Raw genomic sequence first — 12,726 nt, forward strand, 5'->3', positions numbered from 1 at the left:
GCGCCCGCGGAGGTCATGCGTGAAGGCCCATGACGACCGGCAATGGACGCGCTGCTCGTCGGCGTGGTATGTGGTATGTGAGGAGAATACGGGATTTTATGGTCGGTATGCGTGATGTGGCGAAGAAGGCCGGAGCCTCCCTGAGCACGGTGTCGTTGGTGGTGAACGGCAACGGGTATGTGTCGAGGGAGATGCGCGGGCGCATCGAGCGCGCCATGGCGGACCTCGATTACATCCCCAACGAGTTGGCGCGCAATCTGTATCGTGGTCGCACCGGCATCATCGGCATGATCGTGCCCACCATTCGTCATCCGTTCTTTGCCACGCTGACGGCCGCCGTCCAGCGCGCGCTGTCCGACAAGGGGCTGCGCACCATGCTGTGTTCGACGGCGGACGCCGGTCACGGCGAGGCGGAGTACGTCGACATGCTGCGCCGCCACATGATGGACGGCATCATCATGGCCGCGCACACCACGCATGATAAGGATTATTGGACGTCGATAGGCCGGCCGGTCGTCGCCTTCGACCGGTATCTGGGGCCGGGCATCCCAGTCGTTCGGGCGGATCACCGGCAGGAGGGCGAGCTGGTGGCGGACCTGCTGCTGCGTACGGGCGCCCGACACGTTGCGGCGATCGGCGGTCCGCGGGAGCAGTTCCATGATTGGTCGGGGCGTTCTTCGTCCGGGCACGCCGTGGACCCGGTCGGCGGTACCTTCGGTACGACGTTCCCTACTGTGGATCGCTATCTGCAGTTGGAGCGTCGGCTCGGAGCGGAGGGGGTGCGCTGCGCGTACCTCGAGTCGGGTGACGTCGATGATTTCGCCGGATACTCACACGCCGCCCGTGCGGTGTTCGAACGGTACCCAGACGCCGATGCCATCGTGGCCCCCGACGTCGGTGCGGCCTATGGCGTGCAGGAGGCGCTCCGAAGGGGGGTGCGCATACCCCAAGACCTGCAGGTCGTCGCCTATGACGGCACATATGTGACCCAGACGGCAGGCTTGCGCATGACCGCCGTGCGGCAGGACTTCGATGCGATGGCCGCCATGATGGGCCGCAGGATGCTGGAGGCGATCGATGCCGATGCCGCGCGCGGTGCACCGTTGTCAGCGCCGTCTCCGACAACCGCCTCACAGTCGGCTTCGGACCCGGTGGCGGCCGCCGGCGTCGGTGCGGCGGGCGCTGCACCGGATGGCGTCGACGGGTCGCACGAGGCCGTCATCCCCGTCGCCATGGTGCCTGGCATGACGACGCGTTGAGAGGGTGGGTAAGTTGTGCCCCTCGAATGCGTGCGATAGTATGAAACCGGTTCGATATCGTATGATGTGAGTCTGCGATTCGTCAACATTTGCCCGCTCATGACGTCAAAGGGGTCTCATGCATAATCAGGTACAGCTCATCGCGTATGCGAATCGGTTTGGCGACGGCGACCTCGCCTCGTTCACGAATGTCCTGCGCACCAGGTTCGACGGTGTGTACACGGGCGTGCACATCCTACCGTTCTTCACGCCGTTCGACGGCGCCGACGCGGGCTTCGACCCCGTCGATCACACCACGGTGGATCCCCGGTTGGGATCCTGGGACGACATCGGCGAGCTGAGCCGCACCCACGAGATCATGGTCGACACGATCGTCAACCACATGTCGTGGCAGTCCCGGCAGTTCCAGGACGTCATGGCCAACGGCGAGTCCAGCCCGTACCACGGCATGTTCCTGACCATGGCGAGCATCTTCCCTGAAGGTGCCACCGAGGAGGAGCTGGCCGGCATCTACCGCCCGCGTCCGGGCCTGCCGTTCACGCATTACCGGTGGGGCGACAAGACCCGCCTGGTATGGACCACGTTCACGCCCCAGCAGGTCGACATCGACACCGATTCCGACGAGGGCTGGCAGTATCTCACCTCCATTCTCGACACCCTGTCGCGCAGCCACGTCAAGGACATCCGGCTCGATGCCGTCGGCTATGGCGCCAAGGAGCGCCATTCCAGCTGCTTCATGACCCCGAAGACCTTCCGTCTGATCGAGCGCATCCGGCAGGCCGCCCAGGACCGTGGGTTGGAGACGCTCATCGAGGTCCATTCCCATTACAAGAAGCAGATCAACATCGCCTCGAAGGTCGACCGGGTCTACGATTTCGCCCTGCCGCCGTTACTGCTGCACTCCTTGTTCACGGGGCACACCGCCTCACTCGCGCACTGGGTCGATGCACGCCCCAACAACGCGGTCACCGTGCTGGACACGCATGACGGCATCGGCGTCATCGATATCGGTTCCGATCAGCTCGACCGCAGCCTCACCGGGCTCATCCCCGATGAGGAGGTCGACTCCCTGGTCAAGACCATCCACGCGAACACCCATGGCGAGTCCGAAGCGGCGACCGGCGCGGCCGCCAGCAATCTTGATCTGTACCAGGTCAATTCGACCTACTACTCCGCGCTGGGCCGCAACGACCAGCATTACCTCGCCGCGCGCGCGGTGCAGTTCTTCGTGCCGGGGATACCGCAGGTGTACTACGTGGGGGCCATGGTCGGCGCCAACGACATGGAGCTGCTGCATCGGACGAACAACGGTCGTGACATCAACCGCCACTACTATTCCACGGCGGAGATCGACGAGAACCTGCAGCGCCCCGTGGTTCAGGCACTCAATGCCCTGTGCCGTCTGCGCAACACCCTCGACGCCTTCGACGGCACGTTCTCGTACCGCGTCGACGACGCCGGTCATGATGCGCAGTCCGCGCCGATCGAGCTCTCTTGGAAGGGCGAGCACACCAGCGCGACGTTGGTCTTCGATCCGGCCCGCGGTCTCGGCGCCGATGACACCGATTCGGTCATCTCGCTGCGGTGGAGCGACGCCGATGGCGAGCATCGCACGGACGATCTGATCGCCGACCCGATCAAGTAGGTCGCCGGAGCGCGCATAGGCAACGGCTAGGCATCGGGCGTAGGCCGTCACATATGACTCGATACGGGTGACGGCCGGAACGCCCGACGTGATACATCGGACTCAGACCCGGACTCAGGAGGACAATATGGGGAACGAAACGACGAACCAGGCGCAGCAGCGTGTGGCCACGGATGAGGCCCCCGCGGCATTGGGTGCGTACAGCCAGGCGGTGAAGGCGAACGGGTTCGTCTTCGTCTCCGGACAGCTGGGCCTCGACCCGGCGACGGGGGAGCTGGCCGGGCCGAGCGCCGGTGAGCAGGCGCGGCAGGCATTGCGCAATATCGCCGGGATCCTGCGTGCGGCGGAATCCGACATGAGCCGCGTCGTGCGTGCGACGATCTACCTGGCCGACATCGCTGATTTCAGCGAGGTCGACGCCGTCTACGCCGAGGTCTTCGACTCGGGCGTGCGTCCCGCGCGGGTGGCCATCGGCGGCAACGCCATACCGAAGGGTGCGCTGGTCGAGATCGACGCCATCGCCCTGGCCTGAATATTTCGCTGCCCCTTTCGACCGCATTGAACGCCATGAGTGCCGACCCCGCATCCTCGATGAAGCTGTGGTGCACCCGGGCCGCGCCCGACGACTCCGGGCTGCTCGACACCATGACGGAACGGTCTGTTGCCGATGCGGCGGTTCGCGATACCGCGGCCGAACACCGGTCTGCATTGCCCTGCATCCATGTGGATCCTTCCCGCCGACGGCAACGCATCGACGGATTCGGCGCTTCGATCACTGAAGCCTGCGCATGGCTGTGGTCCAACCGTGTGCGGGACCGGGAGGGCATGATACGAGCCGTGTTCGATCCGCATGACGGCATCGGACTGTCCCTGCTGCGCCAGCCGATCGGCCCATCCGACCATGTCACGGCACCGTACCGTTTTCTGCGCCGTTTACCCGACCGACGGCTGCACTCATTGGATTTCGGTGAGGAGGATCGCCGCATCCTGCCGATGGTGCTCGCGGCCGCACGGGCCGTGGCGGGAGGAGACACAGGCCGCATGGCGGCCGGAGTGGCACCGGTGTTCGAATCCGCGGAAGGTGAGCGGGGCCATGGGCCGCACCCCACCGAGTCATCTCCTGCCGAACCGCGTCTCACCGAACCGCGCCCCACGCATCAGCGTCTGCGTATCATTGCCTCGGCGTGGAGCGCCCCATGGTGGATGAAGACGAACGGCAGCGTGCTTGGCCAGTGGCGTGCATGGCCGCACGTGCAGGGTTACCTGCGGCGGTCCTGCTATGACGCCTATGCACGCTATCTCACCGCATTCTGTGCGCACTACCGGGATTGCGGCCTTGACGTCTTCGGCCTGACGCCCGTCAACGAGCCCGATAACGCGCAGTCCATATGGCCGTCGATGGCTATGACGCCGGCGCAACAGGCCCGGTTCGTCTCCCGGTATCTCGCGCCACGGTTGCGCGAGGCCAACCTGGATGGCATACGCGTGATGGGCTGGGACCATAACTACGCCACACCGCGCTACCCGGACGGCGGGTTCGTGAGGTCGCTGTATGCCGACGAGCGGGCTAAGGCCGCCCTGGCGGGGTCGGCGTGGCATTACTACGGCGGCGACCCGGCGACGATGACCGCCATCCACCGGTACTGGCCCGACCACGGCATCTGGGTCACGGAGGCCTCGGGCGGCGAATGGGGGCCGAGGCTGTGGAGGGACGCACTGCTGACCATGGGCCGGCGCATCGTGGCCATGCTCAACCACTGGGCGCAGGCCGTGATCCTCTGGAACGTCGTCCTCGACGAACGTGGTGGACCGGACTACTACTATCGCAACAGCGCCGAGGGGCATTCGCTCAACCGCGGTCTGCTCACCGTGCTCGACGACGGCACCTGGCGGGCCAACGCCGACTACTATGCGCTGGGGCATTGCAGCCGGTTCGTGCCGGCCGGGTCGTTCGTGGTCGAGACCAGGGACGACGCCCGCGATGGCGTGCCGGCGCACGTCGCCTTCGTGACGCCTACGGACCGGCGGGTGCTGGTGATGATCAACGACCGCGCCGGGGCGCGCGATGTCGTCGTCGAGGAGGCGGGGCGCCGATGGGTCGTGAACCTGCCGCCATATTCGCTGTCGACCGCGGTGTGGTCGGGGGCCTGATCGGTTCGCCCAGACGTGCCTTCGGTGTGTGCGCCACACGCCGGTGTGGTCGGGGGCGTCGCCGCGCGGCGGCCTGTCACCTGCGCCGGTAGACTGTGAAGAATGAGTCCTGAAGCATTAAGTGAACTGATTGCAACCATCGCGCATCATCTCGTCGCCAGCGGCGCCGCCGGCGCGCTGACCGATGAGCTCATCCCCGGTGTGGACCGACTGGCCGTCATGCGGCCACGCGATCGTGCCCACGGGGATTGGGCCTCCAACGTGGCCATGCAGCTGGCCAAGAAGGCCGGCATGAAGCCGCGCGATCTCGCCCAGCTCTTCGCCGATGAGCTCGAGGGGGCCCAGGGCGTCGCGGGCGTCGAGGTCGCCGGCCCCGGCTTCATCAACATCACGTTGGATTCCGCCTCGGCGGCCGCCGTGGTCGACCAAGTCCTGGCGCAGCACGGCGACTATGGCAGGAACACGCACCTGTCGGGCCGGACACTCAACCTCGAGTTTGTCTCCGCCAACCCCACCGGGCCGATCCACATCGGCGGCGTGCGATGGGCCGCGGTCGGCGACTCCATGGCGAGGGTGCTGGAGGCCAACGGCGCGACGGTGGTGCGCGAATACTACTTCAACGACCACGGCGAGCAGATCAACCGCTTCGCCAAATCGTTGGTCGCCGCCGCGCACGGCGAAACGACCCCGGCGGACGGGTATAAGGGCGCCTACATCGACGAGATCGCCCAGCGGGTCATCGAGGAGGCGCAGGCCGACGGGCTCGACATCCTCGCGCTGCCGCGTATCGACGCCGGAGCTGACAAAGAGGGGGAGCCGCTGGGCGAGGGCGACTCCGCACAGCGCGAGGAGTTCCGCAAGCGCGCCGTGCCCATGATGTTCGCCGAGATCCAGCAGTCCATGGCCGAGTTCCGCGTCGCGTACGACGTGTGGTTCCATGAGAACAGCCTGTACGCGGACGGCGAGGTTGAGAAGGCCTTCGCCGTGTTGCGCGCCCAGGGCGACATCTACGAGAAGGACGGCGCCACCTGGTTCGCCTCCACCAAGCACGGCGACGACAAGGACCGCGTCATCATCAAATCCGACGGCGACTACGCCTACTTTGCCGCCGACATCGCCTACTACTGGAACAAGCGGCATCGTGCCGTGAAGCCCGCCGACGTGGCGATCTACATGCTCGGCGCCGACCACCACGGCTACATCGGCCGCATGATGGCCATGTGCGCCGCGTTCGGCGACAAGCCGGGCGAGAACATGCAGATTCTCATCGGGCAGCTGGTCAACGTGATGAAGGACGGCAAGGCGGTGCGGATGTCGAAGCGCGCCGGCAACGTCGTGACCATCGACGATCTGCTCGAGGCGATCGGCGTGGACGCCGCCCGGTATTCGCTGGCCCGCACCGACTACAACACGAGCGTCGACATCGACTTGAACCTGCTCGCCTCGCACAGCAATGACAACCCGGTCTATTACGTGCAGTACGCCCACGCGCGCGCCTGCAACGTCGATCGCAACGCACAGGCCGCAGGCATCGACGCCTCGGCGGCGGATCTGGCCCTCCTGGATTCGCCGTCCGACGGCGAGGTGCTCGCCGCACTCGCGCAGTGGCCCGCCGTCGTGGCCCAGGCCGGCGACCTGCATGCCCCGCATCGCATCGCCCACTACCTCGAGGAGCTTGCGGGCGCCTACCACAAGTGGTACAACCTCGAGCGCGTCGTGCCCATGGCCCTCACCGGCCAGGAGGAGGAGCTGCCCGAGGAGCGTCGTGAGGCGTTGCGTCGGTCCAAGGCCCCGCAGGCGTCCCGCGCCGCGGCACGGCTCAAGCTCAACGACGCCGCACGGATGACGATCGCGGCCGGTCTCGATCTGCTCGGCGTCCAAGCGCCCGAACATATGTGATCCCGGTTATGCCCGCTTGGCTGTGTCCTGCACGATGGCATGTGCCGATGGGCGTCGCCGACGATAGGGTGAGGTAACGGTACGCGGCCCATGATGCCGCGGGATGATGGGGGAGCGACGATATGGCAGTGACATCGATCTGGCCTGAGGCGAGTGCGGTGGATGAGCGTGGCGAGGTGACCTTCCACGGGCATACCGCGCAGTCGTTGGTGCGGGAATTCGGCTCCCCGCTGTACGTGGTCGACACCGATGAGATCCGCACCCGCGCCCGGCGATTCGTGCGGGCTGCGGCCGAGGCCTTTGCGCACACCACCACCCACGTGAGTTTCGCGGCCAAATCGTTCATCTCCAAGGAGGTCCTGCGCCTGGTCACGGGCGAGGGCATGTTCGTGGACACCTGCACCATGGGCGAGATGCGCATCGCCCTGGGAGCCGGAGTGCCCGGCCGTCGCCTGGTGCTGCATGGCAACAACAAAAGCGACGCCGAGATCGAGCTCGCGGTGCGCGAAGGCTTCGCCAAGATCGTCGTGGACTCGCCCGACGAACCCGCCAGGATCGCGGCCATCGCCCACCGACTGGGCAAGCGGGCCAAGGTCATGCTCCGCGTCACCGTGGGCATCCACGCCGGAGGCCACGAATACATCTCCACCGCCCACGAGGATCAGAAGTTCGGCGTGGGGCTGCTCTCCGCGGGCGTCGATCCGTCGGTCATCGACGTCATCGACCGGCTCATCGACCATCATGGGGGTCACGGCGGCCAGAGCGACGGTGAAGCCGACGGCAGGCCGGACGGCGATGTCGGATCAGCGCCGCGCTATCGGATGCGCTATCCCTACGATCTGGACCGGTCGGCCGTGGACGAGGACCAGCATCGGTTGATCGCCGCCATGACCGCGGTCTCGCAGGGTCCGGCGCTCGGCGTGCTCCGGGCCATATTGGCCCTGAAGCCTGATCTGGAGCTCGTCGGCATCCATTCGCATATCGGTTCGCAGATCCATGATGCCGGAGCCTTCATCGAAGCGGCGAAACGCATGATGCTGCTGCGGCGCACCTGCTATGACGCCACCGCCTACATGCTTCCCGAGGTCGATCTGGGCGGCGGCTTCTCCGTGGCCTACACCGATGACGAGGACGCCATGGACGTCGGGCGCGAGCTCGCTCGTCTGGCCGCCGTGGTGACCGACGCCAACACCGCGCTGGGCATGCCCGAACCGAACATCTCCTTCGAACCGGGTCGGTGGATCGTGGCGCCCGCAGGGGTCACGCTCTACACGGTAGGCACCGTCAAGCACGTCGCGTTGCCGGCCGGGACGCTGGATCGCGCCGGTCGGCCGTTGGCGCAACGCGTGTACGTGTCGGTCGACGGCGGCATGAGCGACAACATCCGCCCGGCCCTGTACGACGCCGAATACACCGCGCGTCTGGCGAACAGGGCAGGATCCGAGACATCGATGACGGCGCGCGTGGTCGGCATGCACTGCGAATCCGGCGACATCCTCGTGCACGAATGCCCCCTGCCCGCCGACCTGCGCCGCGGGGACGTGCTCGCCATCCCGGTCACCGGCGCCTACGGTCGGACCATGGCCAGCAACTACAATCAAGCGCTCATCCCCGCCGTGGTCGGCGTCGGCGAAGCCGGAGCCATGTGATGATCCGTCGCCAGACGATCGACGACCTGCTTGGCCTCGATCTCGGATAGTCCGGGGGCGCGGGCGCACGATGACGTACAGTTAGCCTAGACATGCGGGCCGCACCCTGCATCGATATGACCTCAAGGAGGGCACACGTGGCATCTGACAACGAGAACCCCATACGCATCGGATTGCTGGGCATCGGGACGGTGGGTTCCGAAACCGCGCGTCTGCTGATCGAGGATTGCGAGGAGCTTTCCGCGCGCGTCGGCAGGGCCATCGAACTCGTCGGCGTGGCGTGCCGCAATCCCGACGACGTCGATTTCCCCTGGCTTGATCACGGTCTGTTGACGACCGACACCGAGGCGCTGTGCCGCCGTGCCGACATCGTCGTGGAACTCTTCGGGGGGCTCGAACCGGCGAGGACGATGGTCACCCTGGCCATGGAATCCGGGGCGAGCGTGGTCACCGCCAACAAGGCGCTGCTGGCCACCTATGGTCCCGAACTGTACCGTACGGCCGCGGCGCACGGCGTCGACCTGTACTTCGAGGCGGCCGTGGGCGGCGCGATCCCCATCGTGCACCCGCTGCGCGAATCCCTCGCCGGCGACCGGGTCGAGTGGATGCTCGGCATCGTCAACGGCACCACGAACTACATCCTTGACCAGATGACCACCGAAGGGCTCGATTTCGACGTGGCCCTGAAGCAGGCACAGGAACAGGGCTATGCGGAAGCCGACCCCACCGGCGACATCGAGGGTGAGGACGCGGCCAACAAGGCCGCCATCATGGCGACGCTCGCCTTCCACACCAACGTCGTCCTCCGCGACGTGACCGCCGAGGGCATCACCAGCATCACCGCGGAGGACATCGAGGCGGCCACCGCCGAGCACAAGGTCATCAAGCTGCTCGCCGTCATGGAGAACGACGAGTCCGGGGTCTCCGCACGCGTGTACCCCGCGCTGATCGACGAACGCCATCCGCTCGCCTCCGTGCACGGCAGTTTCAACGCCATCTTCATCCATGCTCGGGCCGCCGGCGACCTCATGTTCTACGGGCGCGGCGCGGGCGGCGCACCGACGGCCTCGGCAGTCGTGGGCGACGTCGTCACCGAAGCCCGGCACATCGCCCAGGGCTGCACCGGACCGAGCATCCCCATGTATCTCGACCTGCCCAAGGCGCCGCTCGATGCGGCCAAGGCCGCGTTCGCCGTGCGCTTCGTCATCCACGACAAGCCCGGTGTGCTGGCCGCCATCGCACGGGAGTTCTCCGACCACGGCATTTCGATCAACGGCGTCAATCAGGACCTCACCCCCACCCGGCACGATCCGGGGTATTCCGGTGAGCTCCAGCAGCTGCGTCTCGTGACGCACCAATGCGACGAACAGACCCTGCGCACCACCGTGAAGGCGGTGCAGGGACTCGATTTCGTAACCGGGACACCATCGGTGCTCCGGGTGTTGGCCTAAGGCGGCGGGCATGGCCGCCCAGACGGACAAGGAGCAACGCATGACATCGAGATACCGTCACGTGAGCGTGCAGGTGCCGGCGACCACGGCGAACCTCGGGTCCGGGTTCGACACCATGGGCCTCGCACTCAACTTTCACGACGAGCTCTCCTTCACCGCGCACGACGATCCCGCCGATCACGGCGTCGACGTGAGCATCGAGGGCGAGGGCGCCGACACCCTGCCCCGGGACGAGACCCACCTCGTGGTCTCGTCGTTCCGCAAGGCGTGCCGGACGTTGGGGCTGGGGCGCGTGGGGCTGAGTCTGCACGCCCGTAACCGCATTCCCCAGGCCCGGGGCATGGGGTCGTCGGCCGAAGCCATCGTCGCCGGCATCACCGCGGCCATGGCCATGGTGCAGGGCGATCCGGATCGGCAGGCCATCTTCGATATGGCGGCGACGATCGAAGGGCACCCCGACAACGTTGCCCCTGCGGTGTTCGGCGGTCTGACGACCTCCTGGCGGCTTGACCTACCGGAAGGCCAGGGGTCGATGACCATACCCGGCTCCGAACCGCTCTCGCGCGGATTCCATGTGGCGCGCTATGCGGTGGATCCCGCCATCACCGTCTCCGTCTTCGTACCGGACTTCGAGCTCTCGACCGAGCGGGCACGGGAGGCGCTGCCCGATGCCGTACCCTACGCCGACGCCGTCTTCAACCTCTCCCGGGCCGCGCTCCTGCCCGCCGCGCTCAATCCCGGCCTGGCCGGTGCGGGCGATGACCCCAACGCGCTGCTGTTCGCCGCCACGCAGGATCGGCTCCATCAGCCCTACCGTCGCGGGTTGATGCCGGAATCGTGGAGACTTATCGAGACGTTGCGCTCCCGTGGATTCGCCGCCGCCGTGTCGGGCGCCGGGCCCTGCGTGCTGGTGCTGCATTACGGCCGGGCGCAGGACGTCATCGACCACGAGGCCCGCGAGCAGCTGGATTCGGGGCGCTGGCGCGTGCTGCACCTGCCCATCGATCACCGGGGCGTGGCCATTGACGTCGCCTGACGTCGGTCCGGACGGTTCACGGGGCGCAGCCATGCGGTACATATCCGTGTGCTGCATATTCCCGTGATACCTATCCAAGTAGAACACCAGTAGTACGCATCCGTCTGGGTGCGCAACAAGCGTCGTCATCGACGCGGACGGGAAGCATGCATGTCCATCCAAGTCGTACTCGCCTCACAGTCGGTCTCCCGGCGCAACGTCCTCACCACGGCCGGTGTGTGCCCGATCATCAGGGTCTCGCACGTCGATGAGCCGGCGGCGCTCGCAGCCTATGCGGATCGTCAGGACGTCGCGGTCGACGAGCTGGACACGTCCCAACGTGTGACCGTGCTCGCGCAGGCCAAGGCCCAGGCCGTATACGAGGCCTATCGCGACGTGGCACGCACGGCCGGCGAGGCCAGTGGCGAACAGGTGACGGCCCGACCTCTGGACGCCGAGACGTCCAGGTCCGCGAAGGCCGATGGACATGCGGCCCCCGCTGCCGAACGGCGGTTCGTGCGGATGTCGACCACCACGCGTGCATTCCTGGAGGCCCATCTGCCCATGAGTACCGAACCGCTGAGCGGCAGCGCGTCGACGAGTAACGGGCTGGGGCACGGCGAGGTCGGGCCCCTGATCATCGGCTGCGATTCCATGTTCTGCCTCGACGGGGTGAGCTATGGCAAGCCCCACAATCCCGATACCGCGCGCCAGAGGCTGCGGGCCATGCGCTCTCGCACCGGTGAGTTGTGGACGGGCCATTGCGTCATCGATTTCGCCACCGGCCGGCAGGTGGCGGGGACGAGCCATGCGCGGGTGACGTTCGGCGACTATTCGGACCGTGACATCGAACGGTACATCGCCACCGGCGAACCGTTGGAGGTCGCGGGTTCCTTCACGTTGGAGGGCTTCGGTGCCGCGTTCATCGACGGGGTCGAGGGCGACCCGCACGGCGTCATGGGTGTGAGCCTGCCGTTGCTGCGCCATCTGGCTAGGCAGCTGGGCGTCGAGTGGACCGATCTGTGGAATGTGACGCCGCATGTCGCCGAGCCCGTCGGCAAACGCGAGGCGAAGATGCAGACCCCGCCCAAGGAGAACGTGCACCAGCCGGGTGACGGCTGGGTGGAGTGCGCCTGCGGCCGCAGACACTGGGGCGTCAACGGCGCGGCTGGCGTGCTGCTGGCCCGGCGGGACGAGACCACGGGCCGCATCGTGGATGTGGTGATGCAGCACCGCGCGATCTGGAGTGCGGAGGGTGGCACGTGGGGCATTCCCGGCGGTGCCATCGCCGACGGGGAGAGCCCCATCGAAGGGGCTCTGCGCGAAAGCTTCGAGGAAGCCAACATCGCGGCCCGGGACATCGAGGTCGTCGGCGCCTACCGCGAGGACCACGGCCCCTGGGCCTACACCACGGTGATCGCCTTCGAAAAGCCGGGACACCATGTCGCGCCCCGCGCCAACGACGACGAGAGCCTCGAGATCGCCTGGGTGCCCATGGACGAGGTGCCGCATCGCCGTCTGCTCACCGCGATGCGTGCCGATTGGCCGAGGTTCGCCGTGCGGCTGGAGGAGCTGGCGGCGTCCGTGCCGTCGCATCATTCCCGCGGATGAGGCCGCCGTATCATCGTCGCGCCAATCATCCATGGGCACGATGGTG

9 protein-coding genes are annotated in these 12,726 nt (G+C 66.8%); all 9 read left to right on the top strand.

Annotated features, from left to right (window positions below):
* Positions 1-98: 98 nt before the first annotated feature.
* Positions 99-1,259 carry a LacI family DNA-binding transcriptional regulator gene (locus tag BMON_RS05755; RefSeq protein ID WP_033511453.1) on the top strand — a complete coding sequence of 387 codons (1,161 nt, stop codon included), beginning with the start codon at positions 99-101 and terminating at the stop codon, positions 1,257-1,259.
* A 118-nt stretch (positions 1,260-1,377) separates the two neighbouring features.
* Positions 1,378-2,904: a sucrose phosphorylase gene (gene gtfA / locus BMON_RS05760; RefSeq protein ID WP_033511455.1), complete on the top strand. Its 1,527-nt coding sequence runs from the start codon at positions 1,378-1,380 to the stop codon at positions 2,902-2,904.
* 127 nt (positions 2,905-3,031) lie between these two features.
* Positions 3,032-3,436 carry a Rid family detoxifying hydrolase gene (locus BMON_RS05765; protein ID WP_033511456.1) on the top strand — a complete coding sequence of 135 codons (405 nt, stop codon included), beginning with the start codon at positions 3,032-3,034 and terminating at the stop codon, positions 3,434-3,436.
* Positions 3,437-3,471: 35 nt separating this feature from the next.
* Positions 3,472-5,055, top strand: a complete 1,584-nt coding sequence (locus tag BMON_RS05770; protein WP_051917935.1) for a glycoside hydrolase family 30 protein — start codon at positions 3,472-3,474, stop codon at positions 5,053-5,055.
* Between the two features lie 102 nt (positions 5,056-5,157).
* Positions 5,158-6,954 (top strand): arginine--tRNA ligase, encoded by a 1,797-nt coding sequence (gene argS, locus BMON_RS05775; protein ID WP_033511457.1) that lies wholly within the window; start codon positions 5,158-5,160, stop codon positions 6,952-6,954.
* 122 nt (positions 6,955-7,076) lie between these two features.
* Positions 7,077-8,603: a diaminopimelate decarboxylase family protein gene (locus BMON_RS05780; RefSeq protein WP_420307685.1), complete on the top strand. Its 1,527-nt coding sequence runs from the start codon at positions 7,077-7,079 to the stop codon at positions 8,601-8,603.
* A 137-nt stretch (positions 8,604-8,740) separates the two neighbouring features.
* Complete coding sequence (locus tag BMON_RS05785; RefSeq protein ID WP_033511460.1) at positions 8,741-10,054, top strand: homoserine dehydrogenase; 1,314 nt, start codon at positions 8,741-8,743, stop codon at positions 10,052-10,054.
* Between the two features lie 40 nt (positions 10,055-10,094).
* Positions 10,095-11,090 carry a homoserine kinase gene (gene thrB, locus BMON_RS05790; RefSeq protein ID WP_034885338.1) on the top strand — a complete coding sequence of 332 codons (996 nt, stop codon included), beginning with the start codon at positions 10,095-10,097 and terminating at the stop codon, positions 11,088-11,090.
* Positions 11,091-11,240: 150 nt separating this feature from the next.
* Complete coding sequence (locus BMON_RS05795; protein ID WP_033511461.1) at positions 11,241-12,680, top strand: Maf family protein; 1,440 nt, start codon at positions 11,241-11,243, stop codon at positions 12,678-12,680.
* Positions 12,681-12,726: the final 46 nt, after the last annotated feature.

Origin of the sequence: Bifidobacterium mongoliense DSM 21395, from assembly GCF_000741285.1 — a bacterium.
In the GTDB taxonomy this organism is placed as follows: domain Bacteria; phylum Actinomycetota; class Actinomycetes; order Actinomycetales; family Bifidobacteriaceae; genus Bifidobacterium; species Bifidobacterium mongoliense.